This is a genomic window from Rufibacter ruber, assembly GCF_001647275.1.
Classification (GTDB): Bacteria; Bacteroidota; Bacteroidia; order Cytophagales; family Hymenobacteraceae; genus Nibribacter; species Nibribacter ruber_C.
Genome location: NZ_LRMM01000026.1, coordinates 25,465 through 45,176 on the forward strand (window position 1 = coordinate 25,465; position 19,712 = coordinate 45,176).

A 19,712-nucleotide genomic window follows, 5' to 3' on the forward strand; every position below is an offset into this window, starting at 1 on the left:
TGGCGGTAGATGCCATGCGTTTCTTTTTCAGAGCGGCTCTTCTGGCGGGGGGGCATGGTAAATTATTTTTGGCAAATGTAGCCGAATTTTCTATTATTGCAACAGTGTTGCAATAATGAAGATGAAAAGACGAACCACCCCTGCCCAGCAAGCTATTTTATCCCTGCTCAAATCCTCAGATTCGGCGATGAGCCAGGACATGCTGGAGCAGCAGCTGCAGGGCACAGCAGATAGAGTTACCATTTACCGCGTGCTGAACCGGTTTAGTGAAGACGGGATTACCCACCGCATTGTCTCTGAGGAAGGCAAATCTTACTTCGCGCTCTGCAAAGGCTGCGAGAAGCACCACCATGCCCATGACCATTTCCACTTCCGGTGCCTCGCCTGCCAGCGGGTAGAATGCCTGCCGGAACAGGTGAGGGTGGCGCTGCCCCCCGCGTACCAGGTGGCACAGGTGAACTGCTGGGTGTCTGGGTACTGTGCGGGGTGCAAGGCGTGAGAAGAATGTTTTGGGGCTGTTTTAGAAAAAGTAGGCCGGAAACGGAGTTAGGAATTTGCTTTCGTGATATTGCTTATTACAGGTGATTCTCCTCTTGAGGGGAGATAAAGAGGGATGTTAACACTTGCTGATTAAGCATTGCTGATGAAATGCTTTCTTTAACTGAATAGGTAATACAAGTCTTTTTCTGAAATGCGTGCTCTCCTGTGTAAACACCCCTCTTCGCTCCCTCAAGGGGAGAATCTGCGTTAAGTGAAGGGGATTGCAATTATTACACTTTTGCTGTTCCAGATTTGAAAATCCCAAGCTTTGCTCTTCCGGATTTGCAATCCGGAAGTAGGTAATAGGGGATTTGTAATCCCCGTTTCACTTCATGAGAGGGGATTACAAATCCCCAGATATATGGTTCGGGATTGCAAATCCCGAACAGCGGAATCAGCAGATTACAGCAGAGAGATAGAAATTTATTAAACCATTTGGCCTTAGCAAAAGAAGTTTCGCTGCGGGGCAGCGAGGGTAGTTGCAAACTACCCATCATCTGTAGGCACTAGTTGCAAGCTCGCGCCAGCGAAGGAATAGTGGGAAAATATCTCAACCAGCAACTAATTTTCCGTTTTTGACCTCTTTTCGCCAAAACAGGTCAAAAACGCACTTCAAATGTCAGCCATAAAAAAAAGGGCCCCGCCTTTTACAGCGAAGCCCTTTTAGGGAGCCTATGCAAGGCTAAAGAATTAACGGTTTGCTTCCGCGTAGCGACGGTTTACTTCGTCCCAGTTAATGAGGTTGTAGAACGAGGCGATATAGTCTGGGCGGCGGTTCTGGTATTTCAGGTAGTAGGCGTGCTCCCACACGTCAAGGCCTAAAATTGGAACGCCGCCGCAGGTGTCAACGCCTTCCATCAAAGGGTTGTCCTGGTTGGCGGTAGAGCAGATCTGCACTCCGCCGCCTTCTACGGCGCACAGCCAGGCCCAGCCAGAACCGAAACGGGTGGTGGCGGCTTTGGTGAACTCTTCTTTGAACGCGTCATAAGACCCAAACGCTTTGTCAATGGCCTCAGCCACGGCTCCGGTGGGGGCGCCGCCGCCGTTCGGGCTCAGGATGGTCCAGAACAGGTTGTGGTTGTAGTACCCGCCACCGTTGTTTCTGATGGCCGGGGTCTTGGCCGCATCACGCAGGATCTCCTCAATAGACTGGCCTTCTTTCTCAGTGCCGGCAATGGCATTGTTCAGGTTGGTGGTGTAGGCCTGGTGGTGCTTGGTATGGTGGATTTCCATGGTCTGACGGTCAAAGTGCGGCTCAAGCGCATCATACGCATACGGAAGTTGCGGAAGTTCAAATGCCATAGTTTTATCTGGTTTATGGTTAGAAATACAATTGATGTTCCTACAAGTATACTAGTGGGAACGCGCCAAAGTTAAGATTAAATTCTTTTCGCCCTGAAAAAGTCAGTCATCAATTGCGCGCACTCGCTGGCCAGGATCCCGGTTACCAGTTCGGTCTTGGGGTGGAGCAGGTTTACGCCCGTTCGGCGGTAGCCGCGCTTCTCATCACCAGTGGCGTAGACCACCCGTTTCAGCTGGGACCAGTAGCTGGCGCCGGCGCACATCACGCAGGGTTCTACGGTGACGTACAGGGTGCAGTCATGCAGGTATTTGTTGCCTAGGTGGTTGGCGGCGGCGGTGAAGGCGAGCATTTCTGCGTGCGCGGTCACGTCATTCAGTTTCTCCGTCTGGTTATAGGCGCGGGCAATGATCTTGTTCTGGCAGACCACCACGGCCCCAATGGGAATCTCACCCTCCTCCAGGGCATATTGCGCTTGCTTATAGGCTTCACGCATGAAATGTTCGTCTGAGTGTATGCTGAGCACGGGCGGGTTGGGTTAAATGGAAACGGGTGGCTTTTTCTACTGCCACCCGCTGTGCTATGTTTCAAATGACCTCACCCCCAGCCCCTCTCCCACGGAGAGGGGGGCTTTCTCACTAAACTGTTTTTAACCTCTTTTCCAGAAAACGGATCAAAAACACAATCATATTGTCTCCCCTCTCCGTGGGAGAGGGGCTGGGGGTGAGGCTTTACTTGACACTGGCTGTGGCCATTACCGCTCTGGCGGTTTCCTGCCATTGGTTCTGCAGCTGCGCCGGGGCGTTGAAGCTGAAGATGACCATCTGGCCTTTCAGGAAGGTGTACTGAATGAGGGTGTATTTTCTTACCGGGGCCAGGCTGCGGGTGCTGCGCTCATCACGTACGGTAGAGACAAACTCGTAGACCAGGAAGTCGCGGCCGTTGATCTTCTGCTTCTCCTCTTTGAGGAACTGCACCTCAGTGAACATGCGCTGGATAGACGCCTTGTAGAACGGCAGCAGCATGTCCAGGTCGTTGGCCGGGAACGTGCTTTCGCGCTGGTTCACGCTGATGTCAATCTGGCCGTCTGGGCTGGTGTAGACGCCCAGCGGTTTGCGGGCCGCCGGGTATTCGCGGGCAATGCCGTCATCTGGCATCACCTCAAAGTTCTGCGGTATGGAAAGCGCCACATTTTTGGCGACCGTCACTTTCTTGAGTTTAGGCGGCGCAAAGGCGAAGAGAAAAGGTACTAAAAGGGCTATTAAATACGTTCTGTTCATAATTGATCATGAAGGTTTCAGCATTACCGCCAAAAGCAAATACCGCGCCGTATTGTTCTGCGGGCGCGCTGCAAAGGTAATCCAGAAATACACACCAGCACAAACAGAGGGGGAGGCACAGAAAAAGCCCAGCTAAAATAACCGGGCTTTTATCTAGGTTCTGAAGAAAACTTATAAATAAAACAGAGATACATGAAGACTGGAAGGAGGGGCAGCCATGCCTTGATGTATCCATGAGTAAGGATTTCTATTGATAAGTAGTCAAGTTTACAGATTTATTACAGAAGGAGCTAACTTTTTTTTAAATTTTCAATTAACAAGGGTTAGTTATTAGGTATTTTAGAAAATGTTCAGAACGCTCGTTTGTTTGTTATTGAGAAGGATTCTACATAAGAGTCATTCTGGTTTTTGCTTTGAAACTTTAGTATTCCTGTCTAATTTTGCGCGAATTTGATTTTATATATGGAACCTACACCCACTGCACAATATGTACCCGGCGACTGGCTGCCCATCGTGATTCAGTTTGCGGCGGCCCTGGGCTTCGTGGTTTTCGCCATGGTGGTGACCCATCTCATTGGTCCCAAGCGCCAGAGCAAGGTGAAAAACGCCTCCTGGGAATGCGGGATTGAGTCGAAAGGCGATGCCCGTACCCCTATTTCCATCAAGTATTTCCTGATTGCCATTCTGTTTGTACTTTTTGACGTGGAAATCATCTTCCTCTATCCGTGGGCGGTGAATTTCAGGGCTATGGGTCTGGACGGCTTTATCTGGATGCTGCTGTTTATGGCGCTGCTTTTGATCGGGTTCTACTATGTAATCCGCAAGGGCGTGCTCAAGTGGGAATAGAATAATACTTTTCCGCGGTGCGCGGCAAACTTTTATATGCGGGCTTTTGTTCAGGAAGAAGGCGTTTCTGGCCTGTTTTTCTGAAAACTAAGCGAAAACAACATGAGCGATAACAAAACTGATATAACCATGGTGGGTACCCCTGAGGGGGTGGAGGGAGCCGGTTTCTTTGCCACTTCCTTTGAGAAAGTAGTAGGCCTGGCCCGCAAGCACTCGCTGTGGCCGTTGCCGTTTGCCACTTCCTGCTGCGGTATTGAGTACATGGCCACCATGGGCGCGCACTATGATATCTCCCGTTTCGGGTCTGAACGTCCTAGCTTCTCGCCCCGTCAGGCCGATTTGCTGATGGTGATGGGCACCATTGCCAAGAAAATGGGTCCGGTGGTGAAACAGGTGTATGAGCAGATGGCCGAGCCGCGTTGGGTAATTGCCGTAGGCGCCTGCGCTACTTCTGGCGGCATTTTTGACTCCTACAGCGTGCTGCAAGGCATTGACCGCATTGTGCCCGTTGACGTGTACGTGCCGGGTTGCCCGCCGCGCCCTGAGCAGATTCTGGATGGCCTCATGCGCATTCAGGATTTGGCTGAGAACGAGTCACTGCGCCGCCGCAACTCACCAGAGTACCAAGAACTTTTAGCCTCTTACAATATTAAATAAGGCATGGCCGAAATAACCAACGAACAGCTGATTGCCCGGCTTCAGGAGAAGTTCGGAGACCAGGTGTTTGATATTCAGGAGCCGTACGGGCTTGTCACCGTGACCACCACCCGGGAAAACATTATTCCCATGCTGCAGGCGCTGTATGACGATGAGGTGCTGCAGATGCAGTTCCTGACCACCATGTGCGGCATGCACTTCCCAGATAACAAGGGGCAGGAGCTAGGCGTGGTGTACCATGTGCACAGCTTGCAGAACAACATCAGGCTGCGCATTAAAATCTTTTTCCCAGAAGATGATGCGGTGGTGCCAACGGCCACCAACCTGTACGCTACGGCCAACTGGATGGAGCGCGAGGCGTGGGATTTCTACGGAATCAGGTTTGAAGGGCACCCCAACCTCATTCGCATTCTCAATGTGGAGGAGATGGAGGTGTTCCCAATGCGCAAGGAGTTCCCGCTGGAAGACCAGACCCGCGAAGACAAGATTAATACCTTCTTCGGAAGATAAAACAAGAGAGACCCCTACGGCTTTTGCAAAACAAGCCGCCGGGGTTTCTGCTTATACTAACAGCCACCATGGAGTTAGCCAAACAGAATACTGAACTAAACACTACCGATACCTTTATTCAGGATTTAACCACCCTGAACTTAGGGCCTACGCACCCCGCCACGCACGGCATCTTCCAGAACATCCTGCAAATGGATGGGGAGAAGATTGTGTCCGGTGTGCCCACCATCGGGTACATACACCGCGCGTTTGAGAAGATTGCCGAGCGCCGCAACTTCTACCAGATTACCCCGCTTACTGACCGCATGAACTACTGCTCCTCGCCCATCAACAACATGGGCTGGTGGATGACGGTAGAGAAGCTGCTGGGGGTGACGGTGCCAAAACGCGCCGAATACATCCGTGTAATCGTAATGGAGCTGGCGCGTATTGCCGACCACTTAATCTGTAACTCAATTCTTGGGGTGGACACGGGAGCCTTCTCTGGGTTCTTGTACGTGTTCCAGGAGCGGGAGAAAATCTACGAAATCTACGAGGAAATCTGCGGTGCCCGCTTAACGACCAACATGGGTAGAGTAGGCGGCATGGAGCGCGATTTGTCTCCGGTGGCCATTCAGAAAATTAGAGACTTTTTGCGTGACTTCCCGAAGGTGATGCAGGAGTTCGAGACCATGTTCAACCGCAACCGCATCTTTGTGGACCGCGTGGAAGGCGTGGGTCCTATCACTGCTGAGCGTGCGTTGAACTACGGTTTTACCGGCCCTAACCTGCGGGCTGCGGGCGTTGACTATGACGTGCGCGTGATGAACCCTTATTCTTCTTACCAGGATTTCGAGTTTGAAATTCCGGTAGGAACCAAGGGTGACACCTATGACCGCTTCATGGTGCGCAACGAGGAAATCTGGCAGAGCCTGCGCATTATTCAGCAGGCCATGGACAACCTGCCCGAAGGACCTTTCCACGCAGATGCCCCAGAGTACTACCTGCCGCCAAAGCAGGACGTTTACCGCAACATGGAAGCGTTAATTTACCACTTCAAGATTGTGATGGGTGAAATTGACGCACCGGCCGGCGAAGTGTACCACTCAGTGGAAGGCGGAAACGGAGAGTTAGGGTTCTACCTGGTGTCTGACGGAGGCCGCACGCCGTACCGTTTGCACTTCAGAAGACCTTGCTTCATCTATTATCAGGCTTATCCAGAGATGGTGGTGGGCACGCAACTGTCAGATGCCATTGTGATTCTGTCCAGCATGAACGTGATTGCCGGAGAGCTTGACGCTTAAGCTGGTAGATTAGAAACGATTTTTCCCAAGCCTGCCGCAGGGCAGCTTTTACATACCTGCCATTGACCAAATGGAGCAAACAGTAGAAAATAAAAAAGTAGAGTTCTCAGAAGGTGCCATGGCCGAGATTCGGCGCTACATTTCCCACTATCCTGAGGGTCGTCAGAAATCAGCGATTCTGCCTATCCTGCACATCGCGCAAGCGGAATTTGGCGGCTGGGTAAGCCCGGAGGTGATGGACAAAGTGGCCGAGATTCTGGATATTCAGCCTATTGAGGTGTATGAGGTAGCCACCTTCTATACCATGTTCAACCTGAAGCCGGTAGGCAAGCACGTGTTGGAGGTTTGCCGCACAGGCCCTTGCATGCTGCGTGGCTCTGACCAACTGATTGAGCATCTGGAGAACCGTTTGGGCTGCAAAGTAGGTGAAACCTCTGCCGACGGCAACTTCACCTTGAAAACTGTGGAATGCCTGGCCTCTTGCGGAACCGGCCCTATGCTGCAGGTACGTGAGAAATTCTACGAGAACCTAGACCCCGCCAGCGCTGACCAGATGCTGGAAGACCTGAAAGCCTTAACCGTAAGGAAACCATGGGAAGAAAATTATTAACTGAACATATTAACGTTGAAGGCATCCACACCTTTGACGTATACCGCAAGCATGGCGGCTACGCCTCGGTAGAGAAAGCTTTGAAAACCATGACCCCCGAGGAAGTGGTGGAAGAGGTGAAAGCATCTGGCCTGCGTGGCCGGGGTGGTGCTGGTTTCCCTACCGGAATGAAGTGGAGCTTCTTGGCCAAACCAGAAGGAAAGCCGCGCTATTTAGTTTGCAACGCCGATGAGTCAGAGCCGGGTACTTTCAAAGACCGGTACCTGATGGAGAAACTGCCGCACCTGTTGATTGAAGGAATGATTACATCTTCTTTCGCGCTGGGTGCTCGCACGTCTTATATCTATATCAGAGGCGAGTTGTTGTATGTGCTTCGCATTTTGGAGAAAGCCATTGCTGAGGCCTATGCCAACGGGTTCTTAGGTGAAAACATCTTAGGAAGCGGTTACTCTTTGGATTTGCACGTGCACCCAGGCGGTGGCGCGTACATCTGCGGTGAGGAAACGGCGTTGTTGGAATCTCTGGAAGGAAAACGCGGTAACCCACGTAACAAACCACCTTTCCCAGCGGTTTGGGGCCTTTACGGTTGCCCAACCGTGGTGAACAACGTGGAGTCTATTGCCACTGTTCCTTGGATTGTGAACAACACCGCTGCTGAATACGCTAAGATTGGCGTTGGCCGCAGTGCTGGTACCAAACTGATTTCTGCCGGTGGTAACATCAACAAGCCAGGCGTGTACGAGATTGAGCTGGGTGTTCCGGTAGAGGAATTCATCTACTCAGACGAATATTGCGGCGGTATCTGGAAAGGCCGTGACATGAAAGCAGTGATTGCCGGAGGTTCTTCGGTTCCAATTCTTCCCAAAGACCTGATTCTGAAAACAGCCAACGGCGAAGACCGCTTAATGACTTATGAGTCTTTGTCTGACGGAGGTTTCGCGACGGGTACCATGTTGGGTTCCGGTGGTTTCTTCGTGATGGACGACCAAACGTGTATTGTACGTCATACCTGGACCCTCGCTCGTTTCTATCACCATGAGTCTTGCGGACAGTGCAGCCCGTGCCGTGAGGGAACCGGCTGGATGGAGAAAGTATTACACCGCATTGAGCACGGCCACGGCCACATGCATGACATTGACCTGCTGGTGAGCGTTGCCAAACAAATTGAAGGAAATACCATCTGTCCATTGGGTGATGCTGCTGCCTGGCCAGTTGCCGCTGCCATCCGTCACTTCAGAGACGAGTTTGAGTGGCACGTGAAACACCCACAGGCAGCTACTGCTCCAGGCGCGGTGTTTAACAAAGCAGAGTCTGTTTTAGCATAAGCATCCTGTTTTCAGGCTGTTTTTCAGAAAACAGCCCGAAAACGCAAGAATAGAAGAGCCGCTTCTAATAAATTCTTTTGAAAGCATCTGTTCCTTTTATAAACTTTTCTCTTTTGTCATCCTGAAAGGAACTTGTGAGAAAGCTAGAAAAGCAGAAGAGCAAAAGCTACTACCGTTCGCCCACAAGATTCTTCCAGAATGACAAAAGGAAGGGTGAAAGGAATGGAAAGAGTTGAGTATGCCTGATATGTCCCCTTCAAAGGGGGACGAAATGCGTGAAGCAGCTTTGAATAAGAACAAACAAAGAATGCCGTTTTTGACCTGTTTTTCTTAAAACAGGCCGAAAACAGAAATACAATTTAATAGCCATTTGCTTATGGTTTACACAAATAGCCAGCAGCAATCAACAATAATTTGAAATGGTAAAAATTACGTTTGATGGCATAGAGGTGGAGGTAGAGGAAGGAACTACTATCCTCAACGCAGCCCGCAAAATTGGCGGTGAGGTGGTGCCCCCTGCCATGTGTTACTATACGCCTTTGAAAGGCAGCGGCGGCAAGTGCCGCGCGTGCCTGGTAAAGGTGGCGGCCGGTTCGGCAAAAGACCCGCGCCCCATGCCGAAGTTGGTGGCAAGTTGCGTGACGCCGGTGCAGGACGGTATGGTGGTGGAAAACACGACTAACCCAGATGTGCTGGCGACCCGCAAAGGCGTGGTGGAAATGCTGTTAATTAACCACCCGCTGGATTGCCCCATCTGCGACCAGGCGGGAGAGTGTGATTTGCAGAACTTTGCCTATGAGCACGGTACTTCGGGTACCCGCTACGAGGAAGAGCGCCGCACGTTTGAAAAAGTAGACATCGGGCCGTTGGTGCAGCTGCACATGACGCGCTGTATCCTGTGCTACCGCTGCGTGTACACTGCCAACCAGATTACCGATAAGCGGGTGCATGGCGTGTTAGGCCGCGGTGATGCCGCTGAGATTGGAACCTACATTGAGAACGTCATTGACAACGATTTCTCCGGAAACGTGATTGACGTGTGTCCGGTAGGTGCCTTGACCGACAAGACGTTCCGCTTTAAGAACCGTGTGTGGTTCACCAAACCGGTAGATGCGCACCGTGACTGCCCTAAATGCTCTGGTAAAACCGTGCTCTGGATGCGTGGCAATGATGTGCTACGGGTAACGGCCCGCAAAGACCAGTACAATGAGGTGCAGGAGTTCATCTGCAACGAGTGCCGCTTTGACCACAAAGACCCGAACGACTGGACCATTGAAGGACCACGCAAGATTGACCGGGCCTCGGTGATTTCTGCCAATCATTATGAGTTGCCGGTATTGAACGTGCCGGTGGTGCCTAACTTACCAGGCTCCACTGAAGAAGACTTAGAATCCACTCCTTTCAACCTAGGAAGACACGTATAATGGAGCTATCCGTATTATTAATCAAAGCGCTTATCATTGTGGCCGTTTTTGGGGTCACGTTGCTGATTGCCACCTACTCCACGTATGCTGAGCGCAAAGTAGCCGCGTTCATTCAGGACCGTGTGGGCCCTAACCGGGCTGGTCCCATGGGCTTGCTGCAGCCGCTGGCTGATGCCGTGAAACTGTTCTTCAAAGAAGAATTCGTGCCGGCCAATGCGAACAAGTTCCTGTTTATTGCGGGTCCGTCATTGGCGATGTTGACCGCCTGTATGTCCAGCGCGGTGATTCCTTTCGGGAACACGCTGTACATTAACGGCGAGTATATTCCGGTGCAGGCCATTGAGGTGAACATTGGCATTCTCTACATCTTCGGCGTAGTGGCGCTGGGCGTGTACGGCATCATGATTGGAGGCTGGGCGTCTAACAATAAATTCTCTTTATTGGGGGCTATCCGCGCGGCGTCTCAGAACATCAGCTACGAGCTGGCCATGGGTATGTCTATCATCGCTCTGTTGGTGTTGTCTGGTTCACTTTCATTACGCGTGATGGCCGAGCAGCAGGGGCAGGATTTATTCGGGATTTCTGGTATGAACTGGAACATCTTCTACCAGCCGCTGGGCTTCCTGATTTTCCTGGTGTGTGCCTTCGCAGAGACCAACCGAGTACCGTTTGACTTACCAGAGTGCGAGACTGAGCTAGTGGGCGGTTACCACACCGAGTACAGCTCTATGGGCATGGGCTTGTACCTGTTCGCGGAGTACGTGAATATCTTCGTGGCCTCGGCTGTGATGGCAACGCTTTACTTTGGCGGCTACAATTTCCCGTTCATGTATGACCTCGGCTTGCCGCACAATGTGGTGACCATTTTGGGTACCGTGGTGCTGTTCGTGAAAATCCTGTTGTTCATTTTCTTCTTCATGTGGGTACGCTGGACCTTACCGCGCTTCCGCTATGACCAATTGATGAACCTGGGCTGGAAAATCTTGATTCCGTTGTCTATCCTGAACGTGGTGTTGACAGCCGGTGCAATTCTGCTGAAAGACGAATTCTTCAAATAGCAGACGGAAGGCTTCATTTATAGAAGCCTGACAACCTTTTAACGACTGAATGAGATGCAATCATTAAGTAATAGAGCAAAGAAACTGGAGAAAAAGCCCATGAACCTGTCTGAGAGAATGTATCTCCCAGCCATTTTCCAAGGCTTGACCATTACCATGCGTCACTTTTTCAAGAAGAAGGCGACCATTAAATACCCGGAGGAAACCCGCCCCATGAGTGCGGTGTGGCGTGGTTTGCACGTGCTGAAGCGTGATGAGAAGGGGAGAGAGCGTTGCACGGCCTGTGGTTTGTGTGCGGTGGCCTGTCCGGCCGAAGCCATTACCATGGTGTCTGGTGAGCGTAAGCGGGGCGAAGAGCACTTGTACCGTGAGGAGAAATACGCGGTAAGCTACGAGATTAACATGTTGCGCTGCATTTTCTGCGGTTTGTGTGAGGAGGCGTGCCCTAAAGCAGCCATCTTCCTGCAGAACGACAAAGTGGCGCCGGCCCGCTATGAGCGCGATGAGTTCATCTACGGCAAAGACCGTTTAGTAGAGCCGCTTCCTATTGAATTAACGGCACCAGCCCCTACTCGCTAATCACCTAGAAAAACTATGACGGGTAATATTTTTTACTTCCTGACCTTCCTGACCCTGATTGCCGCTGTAGGCGTGGTGGTTTCTAAGAACCCTGTGTACAGCGTTCTTTTCATGATTCTGACCTTCTTCGCACTGACTGGGCACTACATTCTGTTAAACGCCCAGTTTGTGGCGGCTGTGAATTTCATAGTGTACATGGGGGCCATCATGGTGTTGTTCCTCTTCGTGATTATGTTCCTGAACATGCGCGAAGACACCGAACAGCACAAACCCATGCTCAGCAAAATTGCGGCGGCTATTGCCGGTGGTATGCTGTTTGTCATCATCATTGCCGCCTTGAAGGACGTGGACACCAACGTGTACCACCCGGCGGTGTTTGACTCACAGATTGGTCTGGTGGAGAACCTGGGTATTGTCTTGTTCAGAGATTACCTGTTGCCGTTTGAGTTGGCGTCTATCTTGTTGCTGGCGGCTATGGCCGGTGCGGTAATGTTAGGTAAACGCGAGCCGGGCGAGCGAAATAGATTCTAAGGGTTCTGTAGAACCCCTAAAAAGGACAGCTTTATTTGTTGTCCTTTTTTCATGCCGCTTTGGGTGGTATAAAATAGTAACTGCCGTTTTCGGGCTGTTTTTTGAAAAAGAGGCCAGAAACGCAAGCAACCTCACCCTAAATCCCTCTCCCGCGGAGAGGGACTTTTCCGCTGAGGCTTTTGAGGCTGTTTTTCAGAAAACAGCCTCAAAACGCAAAAGAGTACTCCCCTCTCCGTGGGAGAGGGGCTGGGGGTGAGGTCATATTTTATTGTGGATTTACCAAAAAATGGAAATAACTTTGGCCCCTGTTGCAAGGCAGGGCCAACCCCGTTTCTAAGAACGAATAGTAGACATGAACGAAATTCCTGAGGTCATTAGAACCATTCCGCTGAACTTGTATCTGTATTTCAGCACCGCCTTGTTCATTATTGGAGTCATTGGGGTTCTGACCCGCCGCAACGCCATCATTATCTTTATGTGTGTGGAGCTCATGCTCAACTCCGTCAATCTGTTGCTTACGGCTTTTTCAGCGTACCGTTCTGACCCCAACGGGCAGATATTCGTGTTTTTCATCATGGCGGTGGCTGCCGCTGAGGTGGCCGTTGGGTTGGCTATTATTGTGATGATTTACCGCAACCTGCGCACCACAGACATCAATTTCCTGAACAAACTGAAATGGTAAGGCGGTTTAACCGCAGAGCTATATCTATAAAGAGTACCGTTCCATTTACGCTTTAACAAATGCAAGAATTTATTTTGCCAGCAAACAACGCTGAGATGACTTGGGTCTGTTTGCTGATTCCGCTCCTGCCGTTCATCGGGTTTCTGATTAACGGCCTGGGTAACCGGAAATTGCCGAAAGGGCTGGCGGGTCTGGTGGGTTGTGCCACCGTCATCGGGTCGTTTGCGCTGTCTTTGTTCCTGTTCTTCGGGTTTGAAGGCTACGGCAACCGCCCCTACACCACCGACATCTTCAACTGGATTAACGTGGCGGGGCTGAGAATTCCGTTCTCGTTCCAGATTGACCAGCTGTCTTTGATTATGTTGCTGCTGGTAACGGGCGTGGGTTCGGTGATTCACATTTACTCTGCGGGCTACATGCATGATGACGAGAACTTCGGGAAGTTCTTTGCTTTCCTGAACCTGTTCGTGTTCTCGATGCTCCTGCTGGTGATGGGCTCAAACTACGTGATGATGTTCGTGGGCTGGGAAGGCGTAGGGCTCTGCTCGTACCTCCTGATTGGCTTCTGGAACAAAGTCACTCCCTATAACAACGCCGCTAAAAAAGCATTCATCATCAACCGGATTGGTGATTTGGGCTTCTTGCTGGGTATCTTCTTAATTTTCATCACCTACGGAAGCGTGAGCTACGGCGAGGTGTTCAACCAGGCTTCTCAACTGAATGAAGTGAACGATGGCATAGTGGTAGCTATTACCCTTCTGTTGTTTGTTGGTGCTATGGGTAAATCAGCGCAGTTGCCACTTTACACTTGGTTACCAGACGCGATGGCGGGCCCAACCCCGGTTTCTGCCCTCATTCACGCAGCTACCATGGTGACCGCCGGTATTTACATGGTGATTCGTTCTAACGTGTTGTATACGCTGGCACCAGATACGCTGGAAATTGTAGCCATCATTGGTTTAGCCACGGCGCTGTTTGCTGCTACCATCGGTCTTTTCCAGAACGACATCAAAAAAGTATTGGCGTACTCTACGGTGAGTCAGTTGGGCTATATGTTCCTCGCCCTAGGCGTGATGGCGTATTCATCGTCACTGTTCCACGTATTGACGCACGCGTTCTTTAAAGCGTTGCTGTTCTTGGGTGCGGGTAGCGTGATTCACGCCATGTCTGGTGAGCAGGATTTACGCCGCATGGGCGGATTGAGAAAAGCTTTGCCAATTACTTTCCTTACTTTCTTGATTGGAACGCTGGCTATCTCTGGTATTCCGCCGTTTGCGGGTTTCTTCTCTAAAGACGAATTACTGGCGCACGTGTTCCAGCACAGCAAAGTGATGTGGGCATTCGGTCTGTTGACCTCTTTCATGACCGCGTTCTACATGTTCCGTCTACTGTACCTGGCCTTCTTCGGAAGTTTCAGAGGCACCGAGGCGCAGCGCCACCACCTGCACGAGTCTCCAGCGGTAATGACCATTCCGTTGATTATTCTGGCAATTCTTTCCACCGTGGGTGGATTCATGGGTTTGCCGCCAGTATTCAGTGAAAACCACATGCTGGCCAACTTCTTATCTCCGGTATATGAATTGGCTAGAAGAGCGGTGCCGAGTGCGTTTGAGACGCATCACCTGTCGCATGAACTGGAATACACCTTGATGGCGGTGTCTGTGGCCGTGGCAATTGTTGCTATCATTCTGGCGTACGTGATTTACGGAAAGAAAAGAGCCGTTCCCGCCGAGGAAGGCACTGCCACTGGCCTGCACAAGCTGGTGTACAACAAATACTATGTAGATGAACTCTACAATGCCCTGTTCGTGAAACCCATCATGGGTTTATCTGTGGGCTTGTACCGTTTTGTGGAACGCGGCATCATTGACCCAATTGTAAACGGATTGGGAAAAGGCGTACTGGGCGGCGGACGTTCACTTCGTCTGGTGCAGAGCGGGGCCATTGGGTCTTATATCCTGATTATGGTGCTGGGCATCGCATTAATCTTATTGCTGAACTTTATTATCTGATAGGCCAAACATGTTAACCGCATTCTTAATCTTATGGCCTGCGCTGGCGGCGTTGCTGGTACTGTTGGTAAAAGGCCAGAGCGCCAAGAAAGTCGCGTTTGGCGCGGCGTTGTTGGAACTGGTGGTAGGCGTATGGGCTTGGATTAACTTTAATCCTACGCTCTCTAGTCCGCAGTTTTTATTGAATGAACCATGGGTGGCCTCAGCGGGCATCGCCTTTAAAGTAGGCATGGACGGCATCAGTTTGTTGATGGTGCTGTTGACCGTGTTCCTGGTTCCGTTGATTATCCTGGCCTCTTTCAAAAATGACTACGAGAAACCGTCTTCGTTCTTCGCCCTGATTCTGTTCATGCAGACCGGTTTGGTTGGCGTATTCACCGCCTTAGACGCGTTCCTGTTCTATTTCTTCTGGGAAGTGGCGTTGATTCCTATCTACTTCATCGCCGCATTGTGGGGCGGTGCCGATAGAATCAGGGTCACGTTCAAGTTCTTCATCTACACCGTATTTGGCTCGCTGTTCATGCTGGCTGCGTTTGTGTATCTGTATTTCCAGACGCCGGGCACGCATAGTTCAGAGGAAGTAGCCTTCTACCAACTGGTATTAGATTCTGGCACGCAAAGCTGGCTGTTCTGGTTCCTGTTCATTGCCTTCGCCATTAAAATGCCGGTGTTCCCATTCCACACGTGGCAACCTGACACCTATACTGAGGCCCCTGCTGCCGGTACTATGCTGTTGTCTGGTATCATGCTGAAGATGGGTATCTACGGAGCGCTGCGTTGGTTGCTGCCCGTGGTGCCGTTGGGCGTGAGCCAGTGGGCTGATGTAGCGTTGGTGTTGGCCATCATTGGTATTATCTACGGCGCTATCATTGCCATCCGTCAGCATGACATGAAGCGGGTGGTGGCGTTCTCGTCTATTTCACACGTAGGACTAATTGCCGCTGGTTTGTTCACCCTGAATGAGCAAGGCTTGCAAGGCGTGATGATTCAAATGCTGAGCCACGGCGTAAACGTGGTGGGATTGTTCTTCATCATTGACATTATCCAGCGTCGCCTTGGTACCCGGGAGATTGCCGCCATGGGCGGAATCACGCAGAACGCACCGTTCATGACCGTGTGCTTTATGGTCTTGATGCTGGGCGCGGTGGCGTTGCCATTGACCAACGGGTTTGTGGGCGAGTTCCTGCTCTTGATGGGCGTGTTCCGGTACGAAGCCTGGATGGGCGCGGTAGCCGGTATCACCATTATTTTAGGAGCCGTGTACATGCTACGCATGTTCCAGCGCGTGATGTTTGGCGAGAAGAATGAAATCACCCAGGCTTTTACAGATCTTACTTTCACGGAGAAAGCCGTCTTGGTGCCGTTGGTGGTGATGGTGTTCTGGATTGGTTTGCACCCTAACACGTTCCTGAGCATTTCTGAACCAGCCATTCTGAACTTGCTGGAAGTAATCAAGCGCTAAGAATTTAAGACATACAGGAGAAATCACCTGCACATGACATCTATTATACTACTTTCTGTTTTCGGGATTCTGAATCTCTTTCTGGGGTTCATGAAGTCTAAAAAAGCGTTGCTCCCGCTGGTGCTGCTGTTCTTGCTGGTGGTGCTGGGCGCAACCGTGTATGACTGGGGCCAGAACAAGACCTTCTTCAACAACATGCTGGCTGTAGACAACTACACCGTTGGGTTCACGGCGGTGATGGTGTTGTCAACTATTTTTATTCTGCCGTTCTCCCGCCGCTACGTGGTAGGCGAAGAAGCCAACTTGGCTGAGTATTATTCACTGCTTATTTTCTCATTAGTAGGCGGTGTGATGATGGTGGGCTATGAGAACCTGCTCATGCTGTTCCTGGGCATTGAAATCATGTCCATTCCTATGTATGTATTGGCGGGGGCAGACAAACGCAACATCTTGTCTAATGAGGCGGCCATGAAGTACTTCCTGATGGGGTCGTTCTTCACCGGCGTGATTCTGTTTGGCATGGCCTTGATTTACGGGGCCACCGGTCACTTCTATTTAGTAGACATTGCCAACGTTGCCAACAACATTGACCCCAACATGGCCCCGTTGCTCCTGATGGGCATTCTGCTGGTGCTGATTGGCATTACCTTTAAGATTGGGGCTGCCCCATTCCATTTCTGGACTCCTGACGTGTACGAAGGTACGCCAACCCTCTTCACCGGCTACATGTCTACCGTGGTGAAAACCGCTGGTATTGCGGCCTTCTACAAACTGATGAACGTGGCGTTCCCGGCGGTGTACCAGGAGTGGTTCCCCACGGTGGTGGCCATTACCGTGCTGACGTTGCTGGTAGGTAACATTGGGGCTGTGGCACAAACCAGCATGAAGCGGATGCTGGCTTACTCCAGTATCTCACACGCGGGCTATCTGATGATTGCCTTGACCGCGTTCAACGACCGTTCTGAAAACGCCATCCTGTTCTACTCACTGGCCTACGGCGTAGCAACTATCGCGGCGTTTGGCGTGCTGAAATACGTAGCCGATGAGCGGGGTTCAGATGACTATTCTTCGTTCAACGGCCTGGGTAAGACCAACCCGTTGCTGGCGTTTGTCATGACTGTTTCCATGCTGTCACTGGCGGGAATTCCTTTAACGGGTGGTTTCTTCGGAAAGCTGTTCCTGTTCTCTGCCGCTTTAGAAAAAGACATGCTTTGGCTGATTGTGGTGGCGGTGTTGATGTCTGCGGTAGGGATTTACTACTACTTCCGGGTGATTATTGCCATGTACATGCGGGAACCGGTGGGTGCGCGTGTAGCCGTTGACCCGTTTGCTGCCTTTACGTTGATTTCTCTGGTGGTCTTGACCGTGCTGATGGGTGTGGTGCCTGGCTTGTTCAGTGATTTGCTGTAAGGCTTACCATTTTTAGATAAAAGAGAAGAGGCGCCCTTGGGCGCCTCTTCTCTTTTATGCGTTTTTGGACTGTTTTTCAGAAACCAGGCCAAAAACGGGAATTTGATTGCTGATTGCAACTGCCCGATTGTTTCAAATAATAGCGCAAGCTAAGTGTAGATTCTCCCCTTGAGGGGAGATAAAGAGGGGTGTTGCACAGGAGAGCACACATTGTTAGGCGTACTTATTTTTCTATGGCGCGGAGGTTACTTCTGTGCCTAACTAGGAAAGTCACGGAAGTAACTTCCGCACCATAGTTGGGAATGCCATGACCGGCAGGTGTAAACACCCCACTAGCTCCCCTCAAGGGGAGAATCTGCGCTTAGCTTGCGCTATTATTTGAAACAATCGGGAAGTTGCAATCAGCAATCAAATTTCCGTTTTCGGCCTACTTTTCGCAAGACAGGACAAAAATGGAAATTACAAACTCATCAGCTCCTTGAAAACCTGGCTTTGCCGGCGGCTCACCTCCACTTCCTCACCACCTTTCAGTTGAATCTTGATGCTGCCGCTAAACCACGGGTTAATCTGTTCAATGTAATTCACGTTGATAATCTGCTGGCGGTTGGCCCGGAAGAACACCTTCGGGTCCAGTCGGTTTTCTAAGTAGTTCAGGCTTTTTAAGATGCAGGGGCGCTCCTGGTCAAAGTGCAGGAAAGCGTAGTTGCCGTTAGATTCTATCAGGCGCACCTGCTTGAGAGCCACAAACCAGCAGCGCTCGCCGTCTTTCACAAACACGCGGTCTTCCTCGCTGAGTTGAGCAGGAGCGATGGTGGGTTTGGAACCCTCCTGCTTGTGTAGCGCTTTCTCCACGGCCTGCCGCAGACGGGGCTCCTCAATAGGTTTCAGTAGATAGTCCAGCGCGTTCTGTTCAAAGGCTTTGAGGGCGTACTGGTCATAGGCGGTGGTGAAGATGACCTGCGGGGTGTACTCCAGCGCCTCCAGCAGCTCAAAACCGTTTTTCTGGGGCAGGTGAATGTCCAGGAACAGCAAATCAGGCCGAAGTTCCTCAATCAAAGCAATGCCTTCCTCGGCGTTTTCGGCTTCACCTGCTAATTCCAGCTCCGGGAATTTGCCTAACAGGTGCTTCAGTTCCAGGCGGGCCAGCCGCGAGTCTTCAATGATGCAGATTCTCATATTCTCTGTAGGGAAGGGTGAGGGTGGCGGTCACGTGGTGCTCTGACGTTTGCGCCAGGACAAATGTCCCCGGCTGCTCCAGCGAATGGCCCACGCGCTCCAGCAGCCGTTCTATGCCAATGCCCGCCGGGGTCAAGGCAGTTGGCAACGTTCCGGTATTCTCTACCTGTACCTGCAGATGCCCGTTCTGCCGGTGCAGGGAAAGGTGAATGCGGCCTCCGTCCAGCTGCGTGCCAATGCCGTGCTTGATGGCGTTCTCCACCAGCAGTTGAATGCCCAGCGGCGGAATGGCGGCCTGTTTCACAGCGGCATCTACCTGAGAGGAAAACTGCAGCTTCTCTTCAAAATGAATCTTCTCCAAGGCCACGTAATTGTCCAGAAATTCCAGTTCTTCGGCCACGGGCACCAGGTTGTTTCTATTGTAACCAATCACGTACCGCATCATGGCAGAGAGGCGGGTAATCATCTCCCGCGCCTTGCCCTGGTCTTCCAGCACCAATGACCGGATGTTGTTGAGGCTGTTGAACAGAAAATGCGGGTTCAGTTGTGACCGTATGGCCTGCAGCTCGGCTTCCTTCAAAGAAGCCTGCAGTTTCCAGGCTTCCACTTCCTTTTCCTTCCACCGTCTTATTGCCTGAAACGCGAAGTAGATGGTGGACCAGAAGCTTAGAATCACCAGCCCGTTGGCCGCATACATAACCAGGTAACCGAAGCTGAATTCCTGCCACGTGAACAGGCCAATGCTCAGCATGAACACGCACACCAGCAGCTGGCAGATAATAGAGGCCAGCGCATTGTACGCCAGCACCAGCAGCGCCAGTCTACCCAGGGGCAAATCAAGCCAGCGGTATTGGTGGCTCAGGTGCCGTTGTAAATGCGTGAGCACCAGAAAAATACCCGTTCCCACAAACTGCACCGCGTACATGCCCGGCTGCTTTTTAAACCACAGGACACTCATCAGGAGGCCTATGCACAGGTAAAAGGTCCAACCAATTGCCTGGCAGACCCAGTACCATTTTTGTTGACG

20 protein-coding genes are annotated in these 19,712 nt (G+C 51.3%); 15 read left to right on the plus strand and 5 right to left on the minus strand.

The features are described 5' to 3' along the window. Positions 1-121: 121 nt before the first annotated feature. Positions 122-499, plus strand: a complete 378-nt coding sequence (locus tag A8O25_RS11745) for a Fur family transcriptional regulator (RefSeq protein ID WP_066835092.1) — start codon at positions 122-124, stop codon at positions 497-499. 731 nt (positions 500-1,230) lie between these two features. On the opposite strand, the gene A8O25_RS11750 is transcribed toward A8O25_RS11745, so the two are convergent. The 3 genes from A8O25_RS11750 to A8O25_RS11760 all read right to left on the minus strand — a co-directional run bounded on the left by A8O25_RS11750 (position 1,231) and on the right by A8O25_RS11760 (position 3,120). Continuing rightward, positions 1,231-1,842, minus strand: coding sequence for a superoxide dismutase (locus A8O25_RS11750; protein WP_066835043.1), 612 nt, complete (start codon positions 1,840-1,842; stop codon positions 1,231-1,233). Between the two features lie 77 nt (positions 1,843-1,919). Then, entirely contained in the window at positions 1,920-2,366 is a 447-nt protein-coding gene (locus A8O25_RS11755; protein ID WP_241499005.1) for a nucleoside deaminase, read from the minus strand. 205 nt (positions 2,367-2,571) lie between these two features. Further along, the gene (locus tag A8O25_RS11760; protein ID WP_066835045.1) at positions 2,572-3,120 is read right to left on the minus strand and encodes a hypothetical protein; all 549 of its coding nucleotides are present in this window, start codon (positions 3,118-3,120) and stop codon (positions 2,572-2,574) included. Between the two features lie 462 nt (positions 3,121-3,582). Between A8O25_RS11760 and A8O25_RS11765 the strand changes: the two genes are divergently transcribed. From A8O25_RS11765 to A8O25_RS11830, 14 genes are all read left to right on the plus strand, one after another. After that, positions 3,583-3,966 carry an NADH-quinone oxidoreductase subunit A gene (locus tag A8O25_RS11765; protein ID WP_066835096.1) on the plus strand — a complete coding sequence of 128 codons (384 nt, stop codon included), beginning with the start codon at positions 3,583-3,585 and terminating at the stop codon, positions 3,964-3,966. Positions 3,967-4,068: 102 nt separating this feature from the next. After that, positions 4,069-4,623, plus strand: coding sequence for an NADH-quinone oxidoreductase subunit B (locus A8O25_RS11770; RefSeq protein WP_066835047.1), 555 nt, complete (start codon positions 4,069-4,071; stop codon positions 4,621-4,623). A 3-nt stretch (positions 4,624-4,626) separates the two neighbouring features. Beyond that, positions 4,627-5,133 (plus strand): NADH-quinone oxidoreductase subunit C, encoded by a 507-nt coding sequence (locus A8O25_RS11775; protein WP_066835049.1) that lies wholly within the window; start codon positions 4,627-4,629, stop codon positions 5,131-5,133. A 68-nt stretch (positions 5,134-5,201) separates the two neighbouring features. Continuing rightward, positions 5,202-6,416 carry an NADH dehydrogenase (quinone) subunit D gene (gene nuoD / locus A8O25_RS11780; RefSeq protein ID WP_066835098.1) on the plus strand — a complete coding sequence of 405 codons (1,215 nt, stop codon included), beginning with the start codon at positions 5,202-5,204 and terminating at the stop codon, positions 6,414-6,416. Positions 6,417-6,486: 70 nt separating this feature from the next. Then, on the plus strand, positions 6,487-7,026 hold the full coding sequence (locus A8O25_RS11785) for an NADH-quinone oxidoreductase subunit NuoE family protein (RefSeq protein WP_066835051.1): 540 nt from the start codon (positions 6,487-6,489) through the stop codon (positions 7,024-7,026). Beyond that, positions 7,008-8,351, plus strand: coding sequence for an NADH-quinone oxidoreductase subunit NuoF (gene nuoF, locus A8O25_RS11790; RefSeq protein ID WP_066835053.1), 1,344 nt, complete (start codon positions 7,008-7,010; stop codon positions 8,349-8,351). Before A8O25_RS11785 ends, nuoF begins: the two co-directional genes overlap by 19 nt. A 419-nt stretch (positions 8,352-8,770) precedes the next feature. Further along, positions 8,771-9,775 carry an NADH-quinone oxidoreductase subunit G gene (locus tag A8O25_RS11795; RefSeq protein WP_066835055.1) on the plus strand — a complete coding sequence of 335 codons (1,005 nt, stop codon included), beginning with the start codon at positions 8,771-8,773 and terminating at the stop codon, positions 9,773-9,775. Continuing rightward, a complete protein-coding gene (gene nuoH / locus A8O25_RS11800) occupies positions 9,775-10,833 on the plus strand; it encodes an NADH-quinone oxidoreductase subunit NuoH (protein ID WP_066835057.1) in 1,059 nt (352 codons plus the stop codon). The genes A8O25_RS11795 and nuoH overlap by 1 nt, the downstream gene beginning before the upstream one ends. A gap of 54 nt (positions 10,834-10,887) precedes the next feature. After that, the gene (locus A8O25_RS11805; protein WP_066835059.1) at positions 10,888-11,412 is read left to right on the plus strand and encodes a NuoI/complex I 23 kDa subunit family protein; all 525 of its coding nucleotides are present in this window, start codon (positions 10,888-10,890) and stop codon (positions 11,410-11,412) included. Between the two features lie 15 nt (positions 11,413-11,427). After that, positions 11,428-11,943 (plus strand): NADH-quinone oxidoreductase subunit J family protein, encoded by a 516-nt coding sequence (locus A8O25_RS11810; protein ID WP_066835062.1) that lies wholly within the window; start codon positions 11,428-11,430, stop codon positions 11,941-11,943. A gap of 352 nt (positions 11,944-12,295) precedes the next feature. After that, entirely contained in the window at positions 12,296-12,625 is a 330-nt protein-coding gene (gene nuoK, locus A8O25_RS11815) for an NADH-quinone oxidoreductase subunit NuoK (protein ID WP_066835064.1), read from the plus strand. 59 nt (positions 12,626-12,684) lie between these two features. After that, positions 12,685-14,637 (plus strand): NADH-quinone oxidoreductase subunit L, encoded by a 1,953-nt coding sequence (gene nuoL / locus A8O25_RS11820; RefSeq protein ID WP_082893593.1) that lies wholly within the window; start codon positions 12,685-12,687, stop codon positions 14,635-14,637. A gap of 10 nt (positions 14,638-14,647) precedes the next feature. After that, a complete protein-coding gene (locus A8O25_RS11825) occupies positions 14,648-16,099 on the plus strand; it encodes a complex I subunit 4 family protein (protein WP_066835066.1) in 1,452 nt (483 codons plus the stop codon). Positions 16,100-16,132: 33 nt separating this feature from the next. Further along, positions 16,133-17,509: an NADH-quinone oxidoreductase subunit N gene (locus tag A8O25_RS11830; protein ID WP_066835068.1), complete on the plus strand. Its 1,377-nt coding sequence runs from the start codon at positions 16,133-16,135 to the stop codon at positions 17,507-17,509. Positions 17,510-17,968: 459 nt separating this feature from the next. Here A8O25_RS11830 and A8O25_RS11835 read toward each other — a convergent pair whose 3' ends face one another. Both A8O25_RS11835 and A8O25_RS11840 read right to left on the minus strand, forming a co-directional pair. Next, the gene (locus tag A8O25_RS11835) at positions 17,969-18,685 is read right to left on the minus strand and encodes a LytR/AlgR family response regulator transcription factor (RefSeq protein ID WP_066835070.1); all 717 of its coding nucleotides are present in this window, start codon (positions 18,683-18,685) and stop codon (positions 17,969-17,971) included. Then, positions 18,666-19,643, minus strand: coding sequence for a sensor histidine kinase (locus A8O25_RS11840; RefSeq protein WP_161947742.1), 978 nt, complete (start codon positions 19,641-19,643; stop codon positions 18,666-18,668). The genes A8O25_RS11835 and A8O25_RS11840 overlap by 20 nt, the downstream gene beginning before the upstream one ends. Positions 19,644-19,712: the final 69 nt, after the last annotated feature.